This window comes from Maribellus maritimus (assembly GCF_022267315.1).
Lineage (GTDB): Bacteria > Bacteroidota > Bacteroidia > Bacteroidales > Prolixibacteraceae > Draconibacterium > Draconibacterium maritimum.
Genome location: NZ_JAIKLE010000046.1, coordinates 16,997 through 41,310 on the forward strand (window position 1 = coordinate 16,997; position 24,314 = coordinate 41,310).

Here is a 24,314-nt window from a genome sequence, read left to right on the forward strand (position 1 = left end):
TTTGATTTAGTTCGAAGATGAAGGAAATTAGCATTTCGCCGGAGTTGAGAGAAAAAGTTACCGGTATCCGGCTTTCTTGTATAGAATGTGATGTGCAAGTCGGGGAAAAGAACAAAATCCTCTGGGAGAAGATTGAAAATAAAATAATAGAATTGTCTAATCTACTGGAGGTTGAAAATATCAGCAAAATTGAGGCAATAGCTGATTCCAGAAAAGCCTACAAAATGTGTGGGAAAGATCCGGCTCGTTACAGGCTTTCAGCGGAGGCTCTGTTACGCCGTGTTGTAAAACGAAAAGAGTTGTATCAGGTAAACAATGTTGTTGATTTGTTAAACCTTGTTTCTATTTCAACCGGTTTTTCCATTGGAGGATACGATGCTGACAAGATTAACGGGGGCGCTATGTTTGGGATTGGAAAGAGGGATGAACCCTATGAAGGAATCGGGCGTGGTGAATTAAATATCGAATTTATGCCGGTTTTCAGAGATGATACCGGTGCTTTTGGCACACCCACAAGTGATTCAGTAAGAACCTCAGTATCGTTAAATACAAAACGATTCTTAATGATTGTTATTGACTACGGAGCTTCTGAAAAGTTGGAAAAAGCTACAAAAATGGCGGTTGATCTTCTTAAAACTTTTGCCGGGGCAGCCCGATTTGAAATAAAAACCATTGTTTGATGTTGAAAAAAATCTGTAAAATTTTAATGCGCATCGGTGGATGGAAAGGAAAAAATTTTGTTCCGCCTCAAAAAAAGTGCATTATAGTAGGAGCCCCGCATACCAGTGCCTGGGATTTTGTCTGGGCTTGGATTTACTACACTTCTATAGGTGGGAAAATGAGCTTTCTTATAAAAAAGGAATTTTTCTTTTGGCCTGTCGGTTTTTTTGTTCGAAAAATGGGCGGAATCCCAATTGACAGGTCAAAGGGAGCAAATGTTATAAGGCAATCAATTAAACTGTTTGAAGAGCGCGAGAATTTGCATTTGGCTATCACTCCCGAAGGGACACGAAAAAGAACTGAAAATTGGAAAGCTGGTTTTCATTCAATTGCAAAACAGGCGAAAGTTCCTGTTTACCTCTCAAGTTTCGATTGGGGACAAAAATACATGACATCGGGCGATTTGTTTGAACTGAGTGATGACTACCGGGAAGACATAAAAAGAATAAAGGACTATTACCAAAAAAAAGGTATCCGGGGAAAATATCCTGATCAATTTACTACAGATTATTAATACCTTTTGATCGGTATTTTTGAATATAGCCATAGGTGAAAAACGGATTTTAATAACCACAATTATAAATTTTATATTTTAGCAATGTATTTATGTAATCTTTAACGATATTTGGTTGGTGGTGCGGAATTGTTATGGATAAGATTAAATTTGTTTTGGTTTTCGTTTTAACTTCCCTTCTTAATAATCTCGTTTTTGGTCAGAATTTTCCGGAAAATATTGAAAGGCAAACGGATGGAATGTCCGCTCTTGAAAAAGTACAATATCTGGGTGATCTCTGCTGGGCATTAAACGAGAAGTCGAATGACGAAGCAGTTCGTTATGGACAGTACGCTCTTCATATTGCCGACAGTCTTCATTTCTACAACGAAATAGCCAGGATTAGCAATTATCTCGGTGTTGCTATGTTGTACTATCAATACGACATAAAAAAAGCATGGATATATTTCCGACAGGCTCTGGATTTCGGAATTATGTCGAATGATTCGAGTATAGTAGCATATGCCTATGACAATATAGGTTATATGTACTACTTACACCGAAATCTTCCAAGTGCGATGGAATATGCAAAGGAAGCTTTAGGAATTTTCGAATCGCTCGGAGAGCAAAGAGGCATGGCATATGTTAATACAACTGTTGGTTTAATTTTAAATGAACAAAAAGAGCATCAGGAGGCACTTGACTACTTCGATATTGCTCTTAAAAAGCATGTTGCAATGGAAAATTTGGCCGGGCAGGCTGCTGTTCATTTTTGCCGGGGAAATGCGTATCTTGATTTGAGAAATAATGAAGCTGCCCAGAAAGAGTTTGAAAAACAGATTGAAGTTGCAACAAAAGCTGGAAATGACAAATATATAGCAGAAGGTTTAAAAGGCGTTGCAGATGTTTTCTTTTATAATCAAAATTACCGGGAAGCGCTTGAAAAGCTTGATGTCGCATTGGATATAAATAAGACAAAGAATGACTATTTTGGTTTAATTGAAAGCCGGATAAAAAAAGCACTTATTTTAGGGAAACTCGGAAAAATGAATGAAGGAGAAGAACAACTAAATATGGCATACGAGGTTGCCAGGAAGTTAGGCTTACCCCAAAAGATATTTGATATTTATAAAGCCTATTCGGAGTTTTACAGTTATCCGGGGTATTCAGGAAATCCTAAAGACATATTTGGGAACCTTTTTGTTGTATACGATTCACTTTATGCAGAATATGAGCGAGAGAAGTTGTTAAATGATGAACAACGAATAGAGATTGCCCGAAGCCTTGAACAATTAAAAACCGAATTGACCCACCAGCAAAAAGAAAGAAAGTTTTTTTATATTGTAACATTTTTACTGGCCTGTGTTGGCCTTATTCTGTACTGGAGATATCATACAGCCAGGAAGTTAACTTATCAACTTGAAAAATCAAATAACAAACTAAACAAAGAAATTAGGAAAAAAAATGAAGTTTTAGTTGCATTGAAAATATCTGAAAAGGGCTTGTTGGAAAGTAATCAAACCAAATCACGTTTTTTTTCCATAATTGCTCACGACTTAAAAGGACCTTTTAATTCAATTCTTGGCTTTGTTAATTTGTTAAAAAAAGAGCATCGTTCTGCAGGTGAACCAGAGAGAGAAGAATATATTAAGTATTTGGATGAGAGTACTCATCAGGTGTACGATTTACTGGAGAATCTTTTGTTCTGGGCAGGTACACAAACTCAAAAAATTAAATTTTCACCAGAAAGAATTCCAGTAGAAAAGGTAGTAGATGAAAGTATTTCATTGTATAGAGAAGCAGCTAAAGAAAAAGAAATTGAAATTGTAATAAACGTTGACTCAAACACGGAAATTTATGCTGATTTAAATATGTTTAAAACAGTAGTTCGAAATTTAATTTCCAATGCAATAAAATATACTAATCAAAATGGTCGGATTACGTTAGATACATCTTTTGAAAAGAGGGAAAACAGTAAAGTGTTTTTTTTTTCAATTACCGATGACGGGCTTGGTATTGCTCCAGAAAGACTTCAAAATCTCTTTAGCTCTGAGCCTGTAGAATCAATTGCCGGTACAAATGACGAAAAGGGCACCGGACTTGGTTTAATGTTATGTAAAGATTTGGTAAAAATCCATGGCGGAGAAATATGGTGTGAAAGTGAATTAAATAAAGGAAGCCGCTTTACTTTTTTTATTCCCGTTGAATTTTAATCAGACCTATATTTTTTTGATTATTATTTGGTACTTGCTTTTAACTCCGCCTCCCTGGCCTGGTAATTATCCCTTAATTGGTTTACCTTTTCCGGTAATGAATCCGCGAGATCATCAATTTCTGTTGGATCTTGTTTTATATTGTACAATTCCCAGTCGTTACCATTTAATTTTACAATTTTCCAATCTTTTTCACGATACATTTTAAAACGCTCAGTCCATCCGGAAATATAGAAATCCGGTTCTGCTGTTTCTTTTCCTGAAAGAATGGGGATAAGCGATGTTCCGTGAAAAGGTTGCGGACTTATTTCGCCTATTTTGTTCGGGAAACTAATGCCCGCTGCTTCAAGTAAAGTTGGCGCAACATCCACTATATGGCCGGTTTGATGCGTAATGGTTCCAGCTTTAATATTTTTGGGCCAGCGCATAATAAAGTGCGTATGTGCTCCGCCTTCATGCCCGTATTGTTTGAAATATTTAAAAGGAGTATTTCCGGCATTTGCCCAGGCAGCGCAAAGCGTACGAAATCCTTCGGCAACTCCGGGAGGGTAATCAAAATCCCGATTGCTGTCGTATGGACAGGAACCATTGTCGGAAAGATAAATAACAATGGTATTTTCAGCTATTCCTTTTTCATCGAGGTAGCTTAAAACACGCCCGATATTTTGATCCATCCTGTCAACCATAGCTGCAAAAACAGCCATCTCCAAATCCAGTTTATCCTTTTCGTCTTCGTTCAACGAGTTCCATGGGCGGTACATAGGAATTTCAGCCCTTCGTTCTTCATCTCCGGCCGGATGACCTCTGAACTTGTTGATATTGGAACTGGGTGGACTAAGTCTGGTATTTTCAGAAATCAAACCAGCTTTTTTTAACCTTTCAAATCTTTCGAGCCTTATTTTATCCCAACCTGATTTGTACGTGCCTCGGTATTTTGAAATATCTTCTGGTCTCGCTTGAAGCGGGTAGTGGGCGGCACCGTACCCTAAAAACAGAAAAAATGGTTTTTCTTCTTTTACCGGTTTTTCTAACCATCGAAGGGCGTTATCCGTTAAAACATCTGTTTTAAAAAATGGCTTCTTTTCATAATAAATCTGGTCGTAAGTTACGGTGTCTCCGTTCAAAATAAACGGATTCACAAAATCTCCTGATGGCGGGACAAAAAACTCGCTCATAGCCCGGAAGGTCAAGGATTGATCAAAAATATTTTTTGCAAAAACGTGGTCGGGAGCCCAGTTCATCCAGTGTTCTTTTCCCGAATGAATAACATAATATCCTTCATTTTTTAGAATTTGAGCAAAGTTTACTGAGTTTTTTCCTCCTTCATATAATCCGGAAAACAAGGAAGAACGCGAAGGTTCACATTTCGACATGTTGTAAAAATTTGCAAAACGGATTCCTTCACTTGCCAGTCGATCGAGGTTTGGCGTTTTTATTTCGGAACCAAACGGGCCAATGTCAGAGTAGCCGATATCGTCACCCAATATGAGGATAATATTTGGTTTTGAATCCAAAAGTTTTTTGTTATTTGTTTTTATTTTCAGGGAAGAAGCTAAAAAGAAAATGCCGGCAATAGCGACGGCAATTATTACAACGTAAATCCAGATTTTTTTCATCAGATATAATTTATCTTATAAAAATACGAAATCATTTATTTTCAGCTAGGAAATCGGCAACCAATTGAAGAATTATTGTTGAACATTTTAAACTTTGACATTGTTTCAACAACAAATTCGATAATAAATATTGATTTTTGGAAAAACGCATAATGTCTGGAAATAAATCCGGTTAAAATAAAAGAGAATGAGACAACTATTATTGTTGCTGTTTAGTTTGTTAGCGATGAATTCCTTTGCTCAAAATGCGACTATATCGGGAAAGATCGTTGATGAGATTGACCAACAGCCGCTGGAATATGCAAGTGTTGCAATTTATAATGTTAGCGATTCTTCGCTTGTCAACGGGGGAATTACCAGTCAGGACGGAAATTTTAAAATTGGAAATTTAAGTTCCGGTCGGTATTATATCCAGGCTCATTTTTTAGGATACGAAAGTGCAGTCATTGATTCATTCGACCTGCAGGTAGGCGAAAATTTATTGTTGGGTACAATAAGACTTGCTCCATCGCGTCAGTTGGTTGACGAAATAAATGTGACAGGGAATCGTATTAATGCGATGAACAGAGTTGACAAACAAACATACCGGGCAGCGCAGTTTGAATCAGCCAAGGGAGGTTCAGCGGTTGATGTTTTAAAAAATATGCCATCGATTGCGGTGAACGGTCAGGGAGAAATATCGGTTAGAGGCTCAACCGGGTTTTTGGTGTTAATTGATGGTAAGCCGGTTCTTTCTGATGCGCAAACAGCCTTGGGACAGTTGCCCGCAAATGCAGTCGATAATATTGAATTGATAACTTCTCCATCAGCAAAGTACGATCCGGACGGCAAAGCCGGGATTATAAATATTACCACAAAAAAGGGAACAACCAACGGTTCGGGCTTAATTGTAAATGCAAATTATGGTTTACCCAGCACAACTGATTTTGGAAACAAGCGAACATCAGAACGCTTTGGAGGGGATATAACCTATAATTTTCAAAACAATAAGTGGGATATTTCAATTGGAGGAAATTATACCAGAAATGATTTAAATGGCTACCGGGTTGGAAACGTCTGGATTGAGAATGTTGAAAACAATACCATAAATTATTTTCCATCGGAAGGAGAACGAAGCTTTAACCGATACAATTATGCCGGGCGAGCAAATGTTCAGTTTTCAGCCAATAGCAGGAATATTTTTACACTGGGAGCTTTTGCGGGGAAAAGATACCAGGAGCGTGATGCCGATTTATTTTACAGTAACTCGCAAAGGGTTATTAATCAGAATACTCAAAATTATGCGGTTCAGTATTACAATGCAAATAAACAAATAAAGCAAGGGACGTTTACGTTGGGAAATTTTGATTATACACATATTTTTGGAAATAATTCATCGGTAACTGCTTCTTTCTTATACGAATACGACGATTTGCACGGGACCACACACAACCGGAATCTTACCGGACCGGGAGGTGAAAATATTCAATATGTCCAGAATCCTTATGAAAAACCGATAGAAGGATACCGGGCAAAGCTGGATTACTCTGTTGAAATTGGAAATGGAAAATTGGAAACCGGTTACCAGTATAGAAATGATTCTCAGGATGGTGTGTTTGATTATATAGTCACTCCGGAAGATAGTAGCCAACCGGATTTGGACCGCTTTCGCGGAACTGCATTTTCGGAAAATTTGATTCATTCCGGTTATGGACAGTTTTCATCAAATACAGAAAAGGTAGAATATATTGTTGGATTACGGTATGAATACTCAAAAAGAACAGTTGACTTATCGTTTGACCCCAATGTTCATATATTGGAGCTTTCAAATTTTTTTCCATCTGCAAATTTGCTGTATAAAATTACACCTGATTTTCAGTTAAAGGCCGGGGTTAGCCGACGTATTCAACGTTCTACCAATAACCAGTTAAATCCGATTCCTGAGCGCGAACATTCTGAAACGCTGGAGATGGGAGATCCTGACTTGCAGCCTGAATTTATTTATTTGGGCGAAATTGGTATAACAAAGTTGTTTGAGGGGGGCAGTTCTGTTTTTTTTACTGCTTATATACAGGATAGTAAAAATCCGGTTCAGCGGGTAAACAGCGTTTATGCCGATACCATATTAAACCGGGTTTATACCAACATTGAAAACGGGAGGTCTGTTGGGGGAGAACTGGGGGCTGATTTACATATTACAAAATGGTGGGATTTTTATGTCGGTGGTAATCTCTATTATCAGTCGTATAAGGGGAGCCTGGTAATTTTGGGAGCCGCACCAATTGATATCGACAACTCCGGTTGGGTTCATTCAGTAAACGGAAATACTACGTTTCGTTTTGCGCCAACGTGGAGTTTGCAGGCTAACGTAAATTATTTGTCTAAACGCCCGACTGCGCAGGGTGAGGATTCGCGTTATCTGATTCCCAATATGTCACTCAAAAAAACATTTCTTGATAATCGTTTAACAGCTACTGTTCAGTGGCAAAATATCGATTTGGGTATGGAACAGTCTCACCGGCAGCGTATTTCAACATGGGGTGAGGATTTTTATACGACAACAAATTATATTTACGAAACTGATTTTGTAGTATTAAATCTGAGTTACAACTTTAACTGGAAAAATGGTAAACTAAAACTTCCTTCCAGCGAGTTTGGCGAAAAAGAGTTTTAGCTTGTAAACAGAGCCAGGAAGCCCAAAGGTGGATTTTAATTCTAAACAACTTAAGGCTTACTGGTCCGGAATTTAAGTGATTACTCATTATACCAGTTGATTTTCCTGGTAAAAAACATCGTTAGTCCAAGCACTGCAAACAAACCGATGCTTCCAACCAGAAGTGCATAAGTTTCCAATTGCATCAGAACAAAAATGAATCCAAAAGAGAAAGTCAGGATTAAGGTTTGTATCAGCGAATTCATCCAGGTTTTTAGGAAGGTTCTGGAATAAAATAATACCATGATTATTACTGCAACTGCTGAAATCAGGTAAGCCAGGTTAAATCCGAGTTGTTCTGAAATGGATAGTAACAAAAGATAAAAAATCAAAACAGCAAATCCCACAAGAATATACTGAAACGGATGTATTTTTTGTTTGGCAATAATTTCACTCAGAAAGAATGAGAGAAACACAAATAAAATAACCATTATGGCATATTTTGCTGAGCGTGAGCTCTTTTGATAATGGTCGGCAACTGTAACCAGTTTAACTCCAAAGTCGGCGTTGGTAACACGGTACTCGTCATTTTTCCACTGCTGGGGAAAGTTTCTGTTAAAATTCAGAATTTTCCAGCGGGCCGTAAAACCGTTGTTGTCAATGTTGTGTTCAGCCGGAAGAAAAGTGCCTTCAAATCCAGGATCATTCCATTTGGACAATAAGGCCACTTCGGTTGTTTCGCCCAGGGGAGCAAAATTGAGCGATTCAGAACCTTTTAGGCGAAGTGTAAATTGAAATTCTCCGGGGAGATCTTCATACGAAAAATGGGAAAGTGGCAGCGAAATTCCATTGTTTCCAATCAAACGGTTTTCCATTCCGGGCAGAAAAGAAAAAGTGGAATCGTTCCAGTTAAAAGAAATTTTGTCGCTAATGCCTCTTAAATCGCTAATGGCAACCAGAATTTTTGCTTTTTTCCATAAAACATCATTAGCTGGAATATTTAGCTGGTCAAAATCTGTGGCGTCAAAATGGCCGCCAATTTCAATTCCCGACTCGTACACTACCGTTTCATAAATACTTCTTTTTCTTTTCTCCGGGAAAATCTCGCCTCCTATATTTAACGTTTTGGGCAAAATATAACACTCGCGGATTTCTTCCCTCGTTTCTTTTCCCTCGCTGTCGAAACTTCTTTCAATATAGGGAATGGAAAGAACAGGACCTCTCACCGTTTGAGCGAGCGACCACTTTTGCATTACCTCTTTGTTTGTTATTTCGGCAGTCGTTTGGCGCTCCTGTATAAGCCCCAGAATCATAAATTTTGGTACAAGTAAAACAATGGCAATTATTCCGATAATAAATACCTTTAATGTAATTTGCCAGTTAATTGACTTTTGTTTGTCCTGAAAAAAATCTTTTGTTTCCATGTTTTTTATTATTTAATGTTTGCAAAGAACTTTGTTTTTCAAAGTTCATATTTAAAAAAAATTAGAGTTGTTTTAGTATTTCTTCCAAAGCCTGTAAATGTTGTGCAAATGCATTACTTCCTGTAGTTGTTATTTTGTAGGTAGTGTTAGGCTTTCTGTTTTTGAATGTTTTGTTAACCGTGATATATCCTGTGTTTTCAAGCGACTTAAGATGACTGGCAAGATTACCATCGGTAACCTCAAGTACTTCTTTTAAATGATTAAACGATGCACGCGAATTTACCGAAAGGACCGACATTATGCCAAGCCGGATCTTGTTATCAAAGGCTTTATTTAAATTTTGAAAACTGTTTTTCACAACTTTAGGCTTTTGTTTGATGTTCGTATCTGAAATACATAACTGCCCCATAAATTACATGAATAATTCCAAACCCAAGTGCCCATAGTAACAGTGCAAACCTAGGGAAGAGCGCTGCAAGAATCCCCAGAAAGACCTGGATTAAACCAATATAAAATATTTCCTGACGTGTGAATTTGGCAGCGTTAACCAAGGCCAGGCCGTAAAAAATAAGACAAGCTGGTGAAATGATTTCATAAATTCCCCGAAATACAAATATAAAAATCAGAATACCTCCGCTAATCAGGGGTATTGCAAGGTTTAACAACATGAGCCGCGAACCGGGGTTCCATATTTTTTTACCTGATTTTTTTGCCCTTTTGTATGTGAGTAAAACAACGGTAACCAAAGAAATAGCCAATACAGTTAAAGCAATAAAAATTAACTTCGGTATAAGATTACTGCTGTATATATCAAAATTTCGGGAGGTATAAATCAATTGATATGCGGCAAAAGCACCAAGCAATGCATAAATACCAATCAGAATTCCCGATAAGCCGCTTAATGAAAGAAAACGACTTGATTCTTCCATCATTTTTCTGATTTCTTTTATTTCAGCCAGATAATTTTCTGTAGTTTTCATTTTAAAGTACTTTGAAATTCAAAGTAAGTGATTTTATATAAAATTTCAAAATTTATTTTTTGAAGATTGCATATTCAAAAAGAATCTTGAAATTTAAGTGTAATAAAGGCAAAATAGCCTTTTACGCACTTTTTAAAGCGTACAAGAATCCATATAAACCAAATAAATTTGTTTATAATTTTTTATGGTCGTTGTTTGGTAAATTTACACACGGTTGAAGTGTTCTTATTTTTTATCTCTGTGATATAAATTCCCGGTGTTAACGAGGTAATGTCTACCTGCCCTGTGGAAATATTTGTTTTGCTCAATTGAAGTTGGCCGGTCAAATTATAGATGTTTATGTCAAAAGGAACAGGAACTCCCGTAACATTAATTTTATTTGAGGCTGGAGTTGGATAGATTCTTACATCACTTATTTTTAAATCAGGAGAATTGTGGACGGTGATAATATTAATCGTTTTACTGGTTGTGTCACAGGCCAGGTTTTCGTTGCAAACAGTCAGGCTCACAGTATATTCGCCGTCCATTTCGTAACTATGTTCTGTTTGTATCTCCGTACTTGTATTCCCGTCACCAAAATCCCAAAAAACTGAATGGTCAGAAGTTGATTTATTGCTGGCAATAAGAGTTCTTCCATTTATCTCATAATCAAAGTCAACAGCCGGGCAAATCTGGTCGAACAAAAAATCTGTTATTTTGTGTTGGATGGTATCCCAGTATTCATTCGGTCCTTCCGGTGGAAACTCGCCGGTATCGACGCCGTAAAATTCGTGATTTTTGTTTTCCACGAAATAAGTTTCAGGTATAACTCCGCGATTGTTCAAGGCAGTATCTATGCAAAAACTTCCATATGTTTCGGGCATATTGAAACTGGCAATTGGATTTTCGGGGATATTTCCTTCCAGCGGAATTCCTTTTCGGAACGGAACAATTTCATCGTCTTCGCCATGAATTAAAAGCAGCGGCGTATTATTGTCTTCAATCGCTTCGGTATCCAACACAGCTCCCCATAATGAAACTGCCGCTGCAGGCATTGAATTACTCCCTTCAATGCCAACCATGTCTAATCCTCCAAGCGAGGGGGAGGCAAATACACCTTCAGGTATTTCACTCTCTTTATTGATATATAACGTGGATAAAGTTTGAATGCCACCGGCACTACTCCCAACCAAAAAGATTTTTGAAGAATCAATTCCAAATTCATCTGCATTGTGTTTCAAAAAACGGATAGCTGCCCTGCTATCTTGTATACATCGGTAAGCAGCTCTGTATGCATTTTCTTCGTTAACACTTAACCTTACGATTATACCTAACACTCTTGAAACTACTGCCCCCATCCCAAGCCGGTAATCGATCGTTGTTGTAACAAATCCTTTACGGGCGAATGAATCGCACATTGCAACCATATCTTCGTTGTGTCTCGAGCCGATTAAAAATGCTCCGCTATGTGAAAATATAATTGCCGGGCGTTTGGTAATTGTGTCGGTTTTGGGCATAAAAATGTCTATATACAATGGTCGGGTTTCTGTTGTATTTTCGCCATCATGGATGTTATATGCAGAAAGAAAAGATATTGGATTATTTAGCCATTCGCCGTTTGCGTATTCCACGTTTTTTAGTGTATCAACTTCTTCAAATATGGTTTCTGTATATCGGAAAGGTTGTGAAAAAGCATTAAAATATACAAATGCAAAAAAGGAAATTGAAATAAGTATTTTGTTGTTTTCAATAAATTTTTTCATCTGTGTATTTCAAAAAAACGAATGTAGAAAATATTTTAATTTAATCCTGTAATTTTTTGTTTCTCAAGAATATAATTTTCCAGGTTTACGAGTGCTTCTTTCATATTTTTTCGTGCAAATCCAATTCTGAAATAGTTTCCGGCAAACTTGTAAACAGAGGAGGGGAGAAGCATTACACTTTTTTGTTCTACCAAATCGATACAAAACTGTTGAACGCTTAACTCGGTTTTTAATCCGGGAAAAGCGATTGGCCCTGCTTTGGGAGGACACCATTCAAACATGGTTTTATGTTTTCTAAAAAATAGATTTAATGTCTCCAGATTTTCTAAAATAATTTTGAGATTTCTTTTGAAAATTTTGTCTTTATTTCGTAAAGCAATGATGGAGAGAATTTCACTAGGGGCATTGTTGCAAATGGTGGTATAATCTTTAAACGATGCAATTTCCTGCATCAGTCTTTTGTTTTTTGATGTAAGCCATCCGATTCGTAATCCAGGCAGAGCAAAACTTTTTGATAGTCCGAAAAGCGAAATTGCATTTTCGTATAAATCAGAAGCGGAAGGCAGCTGGTCTTTGGGCGTGTATTCCAGAAAACGGTACATTTCGTCGGAAAAAAGAAGGATGTTACTTTGTTTGCAAAGACTTATGATTTCGAGCAAATTTTCTTTTGAAATGGTTGCGCCGGTTGGATTATGCGGAAAATTGATGACAATTAACTTTGTGTTTTTCTGAATCAGCGACTCCAGCTCAGCGATATTGAACTGCCAACCTTTTTGGTATTGGGGTGCCCATTTTGAAACCTCACAGCCCATTGAATTTGCTATTTCAAACAACGATTGGTAACCGGGGAAGGTAGAGATAACATGATCTCCTCTTTCCAGCATACAATTCATCGCTACAAAAATACCTTCTTCAGGGACCATTACGTTTATTTCATCGGCTGAAATGCTGTGATATAATTTTACGATCTCAGCCTTTAACTTTGGGTGACCGCTTGATTCGGTGTAACCTAGTTTTAAATTTTCCCACAAATAATGGGTTTCTGCATCAGCCATCTGCATCAGTTCATGCAATGACAATGATTCGCAATCGGAACTGCTTAATAAATATTTTGAAGTGAATTCATACTTTGCAAAATAACGTTCGAGTTCGAATGGGTTGATTTTCATGATATTAACTGTTTTTAAATCAGAAACTGAAATAAATCCTGCTTTTCATTTAAATATTCATAAATAAAGCCATTCTTTTCCATACGTTGAATCAGGCCCAAATAGTCTTCTTTTTTCTGTACTTCAACTCCGATAACTGCAGGTCCTTTTTCACGGTTGGTCTTTTTTGAATATTCAAAATGGGTAACATCGTCGGTAGGTCCCAAAACTACATCAACAAAAGTTCGCAATGCACCTGCACGCTGTGGAAAACGGACAATAAAATAATGTTTTAATCCTTCGTAAAGCAGCGAGCGCTCTTTTATTTCTTCCGTTCGGGTAATATCATTGTTGCTGCCACTGACAATACAAACTACATTTTTTCCTTTTATTTCTTCTCGGTAAAAATCAAGCGCAGCAATGGAAAGCGCCCCTGCAGGTTCAACAACAATGGCATCGCGGTTGTACAGTTCCAGAATTTTCGTGCAAATCCGTCCTTCGGGAACAGCTACCAGATCGTCGATTACTTTTTGGCAAATTTCAAATGTATATTCTCCAACGCGCTGAACTGCAGCTCCGTCAACAAATTTATCGATGTTTTCCAGCTCGGTAACTTTTCCTGTATCAAAAGAATGTTTCATTGATGGTGCACCAGCGGGTTCAACCCCAATAATTTTTGTTTGCGGGTTGGTTTGTTTAAAATATGCGCCAATTCCGGCAGCCAATCCGCCACCACCAACAGGAATAAAAATATAATCAATCTGCTCAACTGAATCCTGTAAAATTTCCAGTCCAACCGTCGCCTGCCCCTCAATAATCTGAGGATCATCGAAGGGGTGAATAAAAGCCATCCCTGTTTTTTTACAGTCTTCCATTGCAGCATTGTGAGCAGCATCGTAGGTGTCTCCAATCAGCACAACTTCCACGTTGTCTTTCCCAAACATTTCAACTTGTCTTATTTTTTGTTTAGGAGTGGTGGCCGGCATGTAAATTTTACCTTTGATTCCAAGCTTTCGGCACGAATAAGCTACTCCCTGTGCATGGTTTCCCGCGCTCGCACAAACAACTCCTTTTTTGAATTCTTCTTTTGAAAGCTGAACGATTTTGTTAAAGGCTCCTCTTAATTTATAAGAGCGAACAATCTGTAAGTCTTCACGCTTGAGCAGGATGTTCGCATTGAATTCTTCTGACAGATTCAAATTCTTTTGAAGCGGAGTTTTTAATATGACGTCATTTAGATTGATCTTCGCTTTAGTGATGTCTTTTAGTTGTGGAAAATATGATTTTGCGCTGTTCATTTCAAATATTTTCAGCAAAGATAGCGATTAAATGAGAGTAGAGAACTCTATTTATACTGACTTAAAATTATGATAAAATTGGATGATTAAAAATGAGATGCTAGAGATTTTATTTATTTTCAGGCAGAATATTCTCAGACAATACTTATTAAAATGAAACATCTTGAAAGCGCATTAAAACAGGAAAATCAGTGGTGGAAATATTTGCTGGTTTTGCTTATTGGTTTTTTAGGCGGGCAAATTATCGGAGCCATTCCACTGGTTGTTGCAATGGGAATCGGAGCAGCACGAAATGGTGGGAATATAGTGACTCCTGATAATCCGATGGATTTTTCGGCCTACGGAATTGACCCGAATCTGGGATTGGTATTGATGGTATTCCCGTTTCTGGTAATGCTTTTTATATCTGTTCTTTTAATTAAAGCTTTTCACAAACGAAGTTTTATAGAAGTGATTAATGGCGGAGGCGCTTTTAGATGGAGAAGGTTTTGGAAAGGTTTTTTGGTGTGGGGAGTATTTGCGGTTATTCTTTTGGTTGCAAGTCTCTTATTTGATCGTGAGAATTATGAATTGAATTTTCAGCTTTCAAAATTTGTTCCGCTGGTTATTATTTCTTTGTTGTTGATTCCATTTCAGGCTGGTACTGAAGAGTTTTTTTTTCGGGGCTATCTGGCACAGGGTGTTGGCTCGTGGACCAAAAAGCGATGGCTGGCGGTACTCGTGCCATCTGTCTTTTTTGCATTGTTACATGGAATGAATCCGGAAATTAAAGAGTTTGGTTTCTGGACAATGATACCCAGTTATATTTTGTTTGGAATTGTATTTGGAGTTATTTCAATTTTGGATGATGGAATTGAGTTGGCCATTGGCGTACATTCTGTAAACAATATTTTTTCTTCTATTTTTGTAACCAGCAAATCTTCCGTATTACAAACTCCGGCGATGTTTATTCAAAAAGAAGTTGATCCGTCGGGTGAGTTTTGGGGATTGCTTGTTGTATCAATTGTTTTTATTTTGGTTGTATCGTACAAAAGCGGCTGGAATTATCAAATTTTGTTTTCAGGTATTCAGCAGAGAAATGAGGGCGATTTGGAAGAGGCTTAGTGAAAAAAATTGGGGCTGTTCTAAATTCTTGCTAAACGATGCTTAAATCAGATGTAAATTCAACGAATAATTTTATCGTCTTTTTTACAACTTCTTGTTTATGGCTTATATTTATCGCGAATAAAAGCTTCAAATTTTAAATTAAGTGGATTTAAAGGATTAATGATTAATTTTTTTATGAAAAACCAGCATTAGTGTAACCGATAGAGTTTTGCTTGTAATTATACCCTTTTTGTTTCCGTTTAAAATAAGGAGCATACTTGTGGAATTACCGGCGACGGGGCAATCTACAAATTGACAAAAGGTAAATTTGAACTTCTGATATAAAATCTATTTAGGAACAGGTATTTTAAGGCTGTTCCAATATCTGAAAATAGTCCCTTAGTGGTTAAGACCTCGGAGAATTTGTATTACTTACAAAGACAAAATAGTTCCCATTAAACAAAACTTTACTTCAATTAGAGATTTGCAAATTGATAACAAATCAAATATTTGGATTGCCACAGAAGAAGGATTGTGCAATTTTTGGGGAGGAGCCTCCGGCTTCATCTTCAAAAATTAATTCTGTTGGTAGATTCTTTTTATTACTAATTTATTTCTATATTTCGTAGTGGCAATTCATGATATACAAATCTATAATGAGACTGCATTTATATCTTTTTACTTTGCTTAACGTTTTGTTGTTTTATTCAAATGGTGTAAATGCTCAGGATAACACAGCTAAAACTTATTACCAGCCGTTGCAGGATGTTTTTCAAACGGAATTGGTATATCCGCAGGAAAAAGGTGAGATTCAGCTTACTCTAAATCCTGAATACGGGAGAACGAGGGATTTGAATCATATTAGCTTTCCCGTCCTTGCGGAATATGGTATAACTGACAATTGGCAGCTTGGATTTAGCTGGAACTCTTTTCAAAATAATTTTGGCGGAAATAATATGTCTGTTAGCGGGATTGGTGATATCGAATTTGATACGCAGTATAGCTTTATGAATATTGGTGAAACTAACTTTCACGCAGCGCTTGGTTTTGAGCTGGAAATACCGTTGAGCAGAGAGGAGAGGGGAATTGGTGAAGGACGCTATGAGTATATGCCTTACTCGTTGTTTGCAGTTGATTTTCCCTCCCTAAACAACATTCAGTTTTTTACGCAGGCTGGCTTCAGTTTTTCTCAAAACAAAACAGAAAATGATGAAGAGGAAGGAAACGAATTGTTTTTAAGCGGAGGTTTGTTTGTGCCGGTGAAAAAAGTAATTTTTGACATTGAATTAACCAGTATTATCAATTTGTGGGAAAACGGAAATGAGAATCAACTCTATCTTACACCCGGAATTATTTTAAATTTGCCTGGAGCATGGGAAACAGGATTAGGTACTTCCATCGGATTAAATAAAGAATCGGATAAATATTTAGTACTGGCGATACTAACGTTTGAATTCAACCTGATGAAAGAAGGTGACTGAACTGATTTTTAATGAATATTAAGCTTTAGATATGAAGATTTGGGAAAGAATAATATTGGGCTTTATTTCGGTAATTATTATTATGATAGTTGTTGATGTTAGTGCTTTGATGAATAACATTGAGATCATTAATCGGGTTGATGATCTGGAAAGTTCAAAGCGGATTGAGTTAACCCAATCCAATAAAGTGGCTTATATTATCCAACGGATAAAATCGAATTTAAGAGAATTGTTTTTGGAAATAGAAAGTGACGAAAGACCTCATGAAATAGCCTACGCCAAGGAAGAGGTCAAAATACATATCTCTGATTTACAGTCGTCGTTAAAGATCTTACATAATGCTACAAATACAGGTTATCTCCTTTCTGAAGAAGAAGATGAATTGGCTGGTGAACAGGAAGAACTTGCAATTATTGATTCCCTCAATGTATTAACTTTTGACTTTGTTGCGGGAGTAAATGAAATTTTGGATATGTTGGGAAAAAACGAGACAGACGCTGCTGAAGATATTTTTGAACACAATATAGAACCGGTTTCCAGAAGAATGCAGGATCTAATATCAATACTTGTTGTGGATGCGGAAGAGGAGGTTGTCTGGGCAATTAATCAGCTTAATTTGAAAGTAGATAAAACCATAAAATTGGGAATTTATCTAACTACATTAAGTATTCTTTTATCGTTAGCTATTGGGTTTTATATCTCAAAATCAATTTCAAAACCATTGTATAAGCTTATTTCAGGAACGCGGGAGATTGGACAGGGTAATCTGGAAGTTGAAGTTACCCTGGATACAAAGGGAGAGTTGCAACTACTGGCCAATTCGTTTAATGATATGGTCAGGGAGTTAAAAGCCAGAATTGAGGCAATTGATAAACTTAATGAGGAACTGGAAGAATCAAATCAAACCAAGGATAAATATTTTTCCATTATTGCCCACGATCTAAAAAATCCTTTTAATGTCATTCTTGGGTTTACTGATTTATTGGTCGAGAATTATAAAGATTTTGATGAGGAAAAACGACAGAGGATTATCCGGGAGTTAAATAAATCGTCAAAAGTTATATACGATTTACTCGAAAATTTGTTGACCTGGTCACGTTCGCAAAGCGGGAAAATAGAATTATATCCGGAGAACCTGTCTTTGATCTCAATAATAAACAACAGTGTTAATTCTTATTCTGGAGTTGCCAAACAAAAGCAGATTACGATTCTGAATAATATTTCGGAAGAGGTAAACATTTATGCTGATGAATTTACAATTACAGTAGCTATTAACAACATTTTGAATAACGCGGTTAAATTTACACCTGACAAGGGATTAATAGTTATTTCAGCAATTAAAAGCAGAGACATAGCAGAGTTAAGGATAAAAGATACAGGCATCGGTATGAAAAGTGAAATTATTGAAAATCTATTCCGGTCGAAAAAAGTGACATCCACTCCCGGTACGCGGCGAGAACAAGGCACTGGTCTTGGCTTAATTCTGATAAAAGATTTTACGGAAAAAAACAAAGGTAGTCTTTCGATTATAAGTGAACCGGAGAAAGGGACAGAGTTCAGGTTATTGCTTCCGGCAGCAAAACCCGTTTTACAATCTTAAAACATTTAAACTGCGATTTCAGAAATGATACTTTCCAAATAGAAAGGTACAGAATTGTTTTATTTTGATTCAAATCCTTGTGGTCGTTTCCATCGAACCGGCGCTGGAGGTTCCGGTTTCAGTTGAAATTCGTTATCCTTCAGCAAATCGAGCGCAACTTGAACCGCTTTTTCCAACTGCGGATCTTTACCTTGCAGCACCAGTTTGGGTTCCTGAATAACCTCAATATCGGGTTCAACTCCTTCTCCTTCAACAGCCCAGTTCCCGTCTACATCAAAAAAACCGCCACGTGGAGCAACCATCCGTCCACCATCGATAAAACGAGGCGTATCCCAGGTGCCAACCAGCCCGCCCCATGTTCTGGTGCCAACCAGCGGCCCAAGGTTTTTAAATTTAAACATGTACGGAAGCAGATCGCCGCCGGAACCGGCACGTTCGTTTATCAGCATAATCTTTGGCCCCCAAATTCCGGCCATTGGTGTAGTCCACGGACGATGATTATTTGCTTTGCTGTTGAAATATCCCAGCAATGTACGATCCAGAACATCGATCATATAATCTGCTGCAGAACCGCCTCCGTTGTTTCGTTCGTCGAGTACCACACCTTTTTTATCCTGTTGTGCAAAATAGTAACGGTTAAAAAAAGTAAACCCACCTTGTCCGGTGTTGGGAAGGTAAACATAGGCCAACTTTCCACCTGAAAGTTCATCTACTTTTTTTCGGTTACTTTCTACCCAATGCATGGTCCTTAACTGTCTTTCATTTGAGACAGGCTCTACGGTAATTTTTTTTGCATTCTCCGGAGAAGGAGATGAATTTACTGTTATTGTAGTAGTTCTGCCGGCGGTTTGCTCAAATAAACTGTAAGGATTTACAGGTGCTTTTAGTTCTTTTCCATTAACAGCGAGTAAATAATCACCTTCATGTACTTCCATTCCGGGCATAGTTAAAGGAGCTTTGGTATTTGGATTCCAGTTTTCACCGGTATATATTTTTGAAATTTTATAGTATCCGTTTTCTTCGGTAAAATCGCAGCCCAGCAAGCCTACAGGAACCTCATTGATATCGGGCATATCTCCTCCGCTTACGTAGGAGTGACCAATAGAAACTTCTCCGCTTAAAATATCAACAACATAGTTCAAATCAGTTCGATGCCGCACATCGTTAATCCACGGCGAATACCATTCGTAGATTTTATCCCAGGGAGCACCGTGTACATTGTCAACATAAAGAAAATCGCGCATGTAACGCCAGGCTTCTTTAAAGATTTGATGATATTCCTGTTGCGGATCGATTTTTATTTTTAGTGAAGTATTTAGCTTGCCATCGCCATTTTTTTGCGCAGATGCACTGCCGGCAATAAACCACGAGCCCCCCTTGTTGTATAAAATATTCTTCCCGTCAGAAGAACTAACAATATTTTGAATCCCGCTTAAAAATTCTTCTGCTTTTTGCTCTTTTAAATCAAATTTTTGGATTGTAAGTCCTCTCTGGTTCGGAACTGACTCTGCAACCAAAACGGTATTTTCAGGTCCCGCAAGTAATCCGGGGTAGTTACGTTCCGGCATATTAAGGGCGATAGTTCTGTTTTCTATGCCGTCAGTATCAATTACCACATCTTTGGAATCTTTCTCCTCTTCAGCTGATTCTTCATTTTTTTTCTTTCCTTTTTCTGCAACATCTGCCTTCTTCTCCGTTTCTTTTTTTGTCTCTTCATCATCGCTTTTGGGAAGTAGAGGCGATTTTCCGTCTTTGGAAAGAACAATACAATAAAGTGAACGTGTAACCTGCGGGTCGTAAGAACTCATGTCGAGCCATCCGGTATTTAATCCGTAGTTTGTGCTTGCCAGAATGTACATGTATTTTCCACTCTGATCCCAGGCAGGAGAAACAACGTCAGCCATTCCATCGGTAAGTTGAAGGGTTTGCGGGTTTTCCGTATTATATACAAAAATTGCTTTAAAGCTGCTGTTTAACTGGCTTGAGTAGGCAATCCATTTGCTGTCGGGCGACCAAACCGGGTTCATTTCGCGATTGGGGTGCGCAAATACATCTGTTGCCACAAGTGTAATGTATTCCGTTTCCAAATCGATAAACCAAATATTGTAATCGGTGTCGGTGTAAGCAATTTTTTTCCCATCGGGCGACCAATCAGGCCTGAAAAAGAACGTTGGGTTTTTTAATTCGTAACTTTTTTGATTTTGCCCAAACTGATCGGAAACCACCAACTGATATTCCCCGCTTTCATCCGAGAACCAGGCAATTTTATCTCCTTTGGGTGACCATACCGGGTAACGATCAGCTACACCGGGGGTGTTGGTTATATTTCGCCAGGAGCCGTTTTCTTTTGGAACGGTAAATATTTCACCGCGGTATTCAAAAATGGCGCGTTTGCCGTTCGGCGAAATGTTGGGATTACCAAGACTGTTTCCACTTACATTTTCCCATCGCTCACGCGCAAAATTCATGTCGCCGCTGACGTGAATTTCCAGTTTTCTGGTTTCACCTGTTTTTGAATTCAGAAGATGCAGATAACCACCCTGTTCGTAAACAATCTGGTTTTTCCCGGCATCCAGGCTTTTTACATCAAACTGTTGATGGAATGTGTATTGTTTTTCCTCTTTTGTTTCGGGATTAAAAGACCAAATATTGCTGGCATAATCTCTTTCAGAGAGATAAAATACTTCATCGTCAAACCAAACAGGGTCGAGATGTCTTTCTTTGGTAGGCTGCGGTGTGCGTATCAGTTCTTTTGTCTCTCTGTTTACAATCCAAATGGGCATAGCTTGTCCGCCACGGTAGTTTCTCCATTCCGGGTCCCAAAATGTTATAGGAACATAGGCGATATATCTTCCATCCGGTGAGATCTCTCCATAAGCAGCTCTCGGAATTTCGAGTGCAACAGGTAGTCCCCCTGTTAACGGAACTTTATACAGTTTGTTGGTTTGAGTAGGATGGCTTTCTCTTGATGAGCGAAAAACTACTTCTCCTTCAGGAGTCCATCCCTGCACATAGTCGCCACCGGGATGCCACGTCAATCGTTGGGGAGAACCACCTTCGGCCGGAATAACATAAACATCGGTATTCCCGCCGTATTCCCCAGTAAAAGCAATCCATTTTTCATCAGGCGAAAAATGAGGAAAAGATTCTTCTCCTTCATTTGTTGTTAAACGAATTGCGTCACCTCCGTTGATTGGTGCTTTCCAAATATCATTGGCATAAACAAAAACAATACTGTTCTCCGATATTGTTGGTTGCCGCAACAATTGCGTACCTTGTGTAAATCCATTTAAAACCAAAGTTGTGCAGATAAAAACAAGAATGTATAAACGCTTCATGAGATGTCAATTTTAGAAATAATGTATTGATGCAATTTACAATAATAATAAGTAAAAATAATAAGGAATTTATTACAAAAAGGTTCGGAGGTGTCCGCCAAAGGGCACAAAAAAAGGCCTCTTTGCAGAGACCTTTATATATAAAACTTCTTTTTTAGAATCTTTTTTCTTTGATACGGGCTTTTTTACCTGTACGTTCACGCAGATAAAATATTCTTTTTCTACGTACACTACCGTGTTTGTTTACTTCAATACTGTCAATAAAAGGAGAGTAAACCGGGAAAATACGTTCAACGCCAATGTTCCCTGACATTTTTCGAACGGTGAAGGTTTTGGTGGAACCAGATCCACGTAATTGGATAACAACACCACGGAAATTCTGAATCCTTTCTTTGTTTCCCTCTCTAATTTTGTAACTCACTGTTACTGTATCACCTGCACCAAATTTTGGTATTTCGTTTTCAACAGCAAATTCGTTTTCAATTACTTTAATTAAATCCATTTCTGATAAATTTTATTAATGTTGGCAATGTATTCCGTCCGCTGACAGAAAAGAGATTGCTTAAAGCCGGCGCAAAAATAATAAAAAAATCTGTTCTCCAAACAGTTTTGAACATCAATATATAAATTAGTTTATTGATTTACAGAATAAATCGGAATTAATGCCCGGCGCCTCCAATAACCTTAAAATGTTCGCCGGTGGCATTTACAATGGCTTTGTACCACCATTCCGGATACCCGGGATGCAATGGGCCGGGAGGAAGACCTGTTTCAGTACGTTCGAATTTTCCGTCCTTCTCTCGCTTAATATTGCCATCCATGTATTTTATAAGCAAGTATTGTCCTAATTCTTTCCAACGTTGTGTCATATTGTTTGCTTCGTTTACTGAATATTCGGTGATAAATTTTCGCGCCTGATCTTCGCCACCAGTATTGAACAAATCAGTTGCAGCTTTATCAACTGCTGGGACAAAAGACACAAATTTATTTTCAAGTTTGGTTTGAACCTTTTGAATGTCTTTAATCATATCATCGTAACGTAAATAAGCAAAGTTTGTAACCCAGTTAAATGCCCAAAACGCAGAGGATTCGCTGTAAGTAAGCATGTCACCGTTGCCGACTGCAAAACATTCAGGAATTTCTGTAATTCCACAATACATTGGAACGTAACACGTGCTGTAAGTATCATCAACACCAAACCAGAGTATTCCACCGATAGGGTCGGGGAGCCAGCTTCTGCATTCAGCTACAAACGAAAAACCGGTTTGTTGGGTTGATATTGCTCTTTCGTTACAATATTCGGTTGAGTCAACTTCCCATGTTAAACCTCTCCAACGATAAGGAAGTTGATAAGGGCCGGCGCCAATGTCTTGTGTCATATCCAGTTCGGTTCCTTCAAAATGGTCACGCATCATTTCCATCACATCCTGAACAGTAAGTTTATTATCTGGTTTTATCCATAACGGCATTCGGTTGGCCGCAAAGTTATTATCCTTGTGTTCGATAATTCCTTTGGCATAGTCGGCATATTCTTCCATACCGTTGGCAACTTTGTTAAATCCTGCCCAAACTCTTGCTTCACAAAAACGTGCCGCCCCAAAATCAACCGGAGCGTACACATCTGAAAAGCTAAAATCTTTGTTGGTTCCGTTATACCATCCTTTTTCACGTGCAAAGGAGATAACATCATCAGAATATACACAGTTTTCTTTGTCGTTCAACGGAAAAGTTGTAATACGTGCCTGGTTGGCATGTCCGCTTATGTATCCTTCGGGAACTTTCACCGCCACCCACACAGCACCTTTTTCACCTTCTCCTTTCCCGATTAATTCCAAAATCCAAACTTCTTCCGGATCTGCAATCGAAAATGATTCACCTGAACTGTAGTATCCAAATTCATCCACAAGATTTGTCATCACTTCAATGGCTTCGCGCGCCGTTTTGGCACGTTGCAATGTTACATAAATCAAACTTCCGTAGTCCATAATTGCTCCGGTCTGACTACTTAATTCACTTCGTCCGCCAAAGGTGGTTTCGCCGATAGCCAACTGGAATTCATTCATGTTTCCGATAACACTGTAGGTGTGTGCGGGCTGTGGTATTTGTCCCAGGAATTTTCCGGTATCCCATTCATAAATGTCGCGCATTGCGCCTGCCGGGTGGTCCTGTGCCGGTTGGAAATACAATTCGCCGTACAAAGTGTGTGAATCAGCGGCGTAAGTTATCATTGTTGAACCCGTTACCGAGGCTCCTTTTGTGATTAAAAAATTAGTGCAGCCATTTGAAATCCGGTAATTTGCCAGGATGAAAACAAATAAAATTAATCCTGCTAGTGAAATTTTTTTCATGATATTATGTTGTTATTATTTTTCGGTGGGAACAAATATAATGAATTCCGGTTGCGGGTTTATGATTTATGTTAGCACGTGAGATATCAGATAGGTAACCCTGTTTTTATTTGTTATATAACATACTTCCTTTTTTTCCTTCTTTTCCTCTCTCTCTCTCTCTCTCTCTCTCTCTCTCTCTCTCTCTCTCTCTCT

General features: G+C 38.1%; 17 protein-coding genes. 7 read left to right on the top strand and 10 right to left on the bottom strand.

Annotation, left to right across the window (positions count from 1 at the left end; all coding sequences use genetic code 11):
• Positions 1–17 precede the first annotated feature (17 nt).
• From K5G00_RS25500 to K5G00_RS25510, 3 genes are all read left to right on the top strand, one after another.
• The gene (locus K5G00_RS25500; RefSeq protein ID WP_238769337.1) at positions 18–680 is read left to right on the top strand and encodes a B3/B4 domain-containing protein; all 663 of its coding nucleotides are present in this window, start codon (positions 18–20) and stop codon (positions 678–680) included.
• On the top strand, positions 680–1,234 hold the full coding sequence (locus K5G00_RS25505) for a 1-acyl-sn-glycerol-3-phosphate acyltransferase (RefSeq protein ID WP_238769338.1): 555 nt from the start codon (positions 680–682) through the stop codon (positions 1,232–1,234). Before K5G00_RS25500 ends, K5G00_RS25505 begins: the two co-directional genes overlap by 1 nt.
• A 134-nt stretch (positions 1,235–1,368) precedes the next feature.
• Entirely contained in the window at positions 1,369–3,426 is a 2,058-nt protein-coding gene (locus K5G00_RS25510) for a tetratricopeptide repeat-containing sensor histidine kinase (RefSeq protein WP_238769339.1), read from the top strand.
• Between the two features lie 23 nt (positions 3,427–3,449).
• Here K5G00_RS25510 and K5G00_RS25515 read toward each other — a convergent pair whose 3' ends face one another.
• A complete protein-coding gene (locus tag K5G00_RS25515; RefSeq protein WP_238769340.1) occupies positions 3,450–5,042 on the bottom strand; it encodes an arylsulfatase in 1,593 nt (530 codons plus the stop codon).
• A gap of 187 nt (positions 5,043–5,229) precedes the next feature.
• Here K5G00_RS25515 and K5G00_RS25520 point away from each other — a divergent pair, with 187 nt between their 5' ends.
• Complete coding sequence (locus K5G00_RS25520; protein ID WP_238769341.1) at positions 5,230–7,695, top strand: TonB-dependent receptor domain-containing protein; 2,466 nt, start codon at positions 5,230–5,232, stop codon at positions 7,693–7,695.
• Between the two features lie 80 nt (positions 7,696–7,775).
• On the opposite strand, the gene creD is transcribed toward K5G00_RS25520, so the two are convergent.
• The 6 genes from creD to ilvA form a co-directional block, all read right to left on the bottom strand.
• A complete protein-coding gene (creD, locus tag K5G00_RS25525; RefSeq protein ID WP_238769342.1) occupies positions 7,776–9,098 on the bottom strand; it encodes a cell envelope integrity protein CreD in 1,323 nt (440 codons plus the stop codon).
• Between the two features lie 61 nt (positions 9,099–9,159).
• Positions 9,160–9,456, bottom strand: coding sequence for a winged helix-turn-helix domain-containing protein (locus K5G00_RS25530; protein WP_217447615.1), 297 nt, complete (start codon positions 9,454–9,456; stop codon positions 9,160–9,162).
• Between the two features lie 4 nt (positions 9,457–9,460).
• Positions 9,461–10,078 (bottom strand): hypothetical protein, encoded by a 618-nt coding sequence (locus tag K5G00_RS25535; RefSeq protein ID WP_238769343.1) that lies wholly within the window; start codon positions 10,076–10,078, stop codon positions 9,461–9,463.
• A 182-nt stretch (positions 10,079–10,260) separates the two neighbouring features.
• Positions 10,261–11,820: a PKD domain-containing protein gene (locus tag K5G00_RS25540; protein ID WP_238769344.1), complete on the bottom strand. Its 1,560-nt coding sequence runs from the start codon at positions 11,818–11,820 to the stop codon at positions 10,261–10,263.
• A gap of 35 nt (positions 11,821–11,855) precedes the next feature.
• Entirely contained in the window at positions 11,856–12,989 is a 1,134-nt protein-coding gene (locus K5G00_RS25545) for an aminotransferase class I/II-fold pyridoxal phosphate-dependent enzyme (protein ID WP_238769345.1), read from the bottom strand.
• A gap of 14 nt (positions 12,990–13,003) precedes the next feature.
• On the bottom strand, positions 13,004–14,266 hold the full coding sequence (gene ilvA / locus K5G00_RS25550; RefSeq protein WP_238769346.1) for a threonine ammonia-lyase: 1,263 nt from the start codon (positions 14,264–14,266) through the stop codon (positions 13,004–13,006).
• A gap of 153 nt (positions 14,267–14,419) precedes the next feature.
• Between ilvA and K5G00_RS25555 the strand changes: the two genes are divergently transcribed.
• The 3 genes from K5G00_RS25555 to K5G00_RS25565 all read left to right on the top strand — a co-directional run bounded on the left by K5G00_RS25555 (position 14,420) and on the right by K5G00_RS25565 (position 18,433).
• The gene (locus K5G00_RS25555) at positions 14,420–15,370 is read left to right on the top strand and encodes a CPBP family intramembrane glutamic endopeptidase (protein WP_238769347.1); all 951 of its coding nucleotides are present in this window, start codon (positions 14,420–14,422) and stop codon (positions 15,368–15,370) included.
• Between the two features lie 638 nt (positions 15,371–16,008).
• Positions 16,009–16,833: a transporter gene (locus tag K5G00_RS25560; RefSeq protein ID WP_238769348.1), complete on the top strand. Its 825-nt coding sequence runs from the start codon at positions 16,009–16,011 to the stop codon at positions 16,831–16,833.
• Between the two features lie 31 nt (positions 16,834–16,864).
• Positions 16,865–18,433, top strand: coding sequence for a sensor histidine kinase (locus K5G00_RS25565; RefSeq protein ID WP_238769349.1), 1,569 nt, complete (start codon positions 16,865–16,867; stop codon positions 18,431–18,433).
• Positions 18,434–18,492: 59 nt separating this feature from the next.
• On the opposite strand, the gene K5G00_RS25570 is transcribed toward K5G00_RS25565, so the two are convergent.
• The 3 genes from K5G00_RS25570 to K5G00_RS25580 all read right to left on the bottom strand — a co-directional run bounded on the left by K5G00_RS25570 (position 18,493) and on the right by K5G00_RS25580 (position 24,119).
• The gene (locus K5G00_RS25570) at positions 18,493–21,771 is read right to left on the bottom strand and encodes a S41 family peptidase (RefSeq protein WP_238769350.1); all 3,279 of its coding nucleotides are present in this window, start codon (positions 21,769–21,771) and stop codon (positions 18,493–18,495) included.
• A gap of 154 nt (positions 21,772–21,925) precedes the next feature.
• Positions 21,926–22,273 (bottom strand): 50S ribosomal protein L19, encoded by a 348-nt coding sequence (gene rplS / locus K5G00_RS25575; protein WP_238769351.1) that lies wholly within the window; start codon positions 22,271–22,273, stop codon positions 21,926–21,928.
• A 157-nt stretch (positions 22,274–22,430) separates the two neighbouring features.
• Positions 22,431–24,119, bottom strand: coding sequence for a dipeptidase (locus tag K5G00_RS25580; protein ID WP_238769352.1), 1,689 nt, complete (start codon positions 24,117–24,119; stop codon positions 22,431–22,433).
• Positions 24,120–24,314 lie beyond the last annotated feature (195 nt).

Excerpts from the sequence above, each read along its gene's own strand:
- K5G00_RS25500 (WP_238769337.1), top strand. The coding sequence starts at position 18 with ATGAAGGAAATTAGCATTTCGCCGGAGTTGAGAGAAAAAGTTACCGGT.
- K5G00_RS25505 (WP_238769338.1), top strand. The coding sequence starts at position 680 with ATGTTGAAAAAAATCTGTAAAATTTTAATGCGCATCGGTGGATGGAAA.
- K5G00_RS25510 (WP_238769339.1), top strand. The coding sequence starts at position 1,369 with ATGGATAAGATTAAATTTGTTTTGGTTTTCGTTTTAACTTCCCTTCTT.
- K5G00_RS25515 (WP_238769340.1), bottom strand. The coding sequence starts at position 5,042 with ATGAAAAAAATCTGGATTTACGTTGTAATAATTGCCGTCGCTATTGCC.
- K5G00_RS25520 (WP_238769341.1), top strand. The coding sequence starts at position 5,230 with ATGAGACAACTATTATTGTTGCTGTTTAGTTTGTTAGCGATGAATTCC.
- creD (WP_238769342.1), bottom strand. The coding sequence starts at position 9,098 with ATGGAAACAAAAGATTTTTTTCAGGACAAACAAAAGTCAATTAACTGG.
- K5G00_RS25535 (WP_238769343.1), bottom strand. The coding sequence starts at position 10,078 with ATGAAAACTACAGAAAATTATCTGGCTGAAATAAAAGAAATCAGAAAA.
- K5G00_RS25540 (WP_238769344.1), bottom strand. The coding sequence starts at position 11,820 with ATGAAAAAATTTATTGAAAACAACAAAATACTTATTTCAATTTCCTTT.
- K5G00_RS25545 (WP_238769345.1), bottom strand. The coding sequence starts at position 12,989 with ATGAAAATCAACCCATTCGAACTCGAACGTTATTTTGCAAAGTATGAA.
- ilvA (WP_238769346.1), bottom strand. The coding sequence starts at position 14,266 with ATGAACAGCGCAAAATCATATTTTCCACAACTAAAAGACATCACTAAA.
- K5G00_RS25555 (WP_238769347.1), top strand. The coding sequence starts at position 14,420 with ATGAAACATCTTGAAAGCGCATTAAAACAGGAAAATCAGTGGTGGAAA.
- K5G00_RS25560 (WP_238769348.1), top strand. The coding sequence starts at position 16,009 with ATGAGACTGCATTTATATCTTTTTACTTTGCTTAACGTTTTGTTGTTT.
- K5G00_RS25565 (WP_238769349.1), top strand. The coding sequence starts at position 16,865 with ATGAAGATTTGGGAAAGAATAATATTGGGCTTTATTTCGGTAATTATT.
- K5G00_RS25570 (WP_238769350.1), bottom strand. The coding sequence starts at position 21,771 with ATGAAGCGTTTATACATTCTTGTTTTTATCTGCACAACTTTGGTTTTA.
- rplS (WP_238769351.1), bottom strand. The coding sequence starts at position 22,273 with ATGGATTTAATTAAAGTAATTGAAAACGAATTTGCTGTTGAAAACGAA.
- K5G00_RS25580 (WP_238769352.1), bottom strand. The coding sequence starts at position 24,119 with ATGAAAAAAATTTCACTAGCAGGATTAATTTTATTTGTTTTCATCCTG.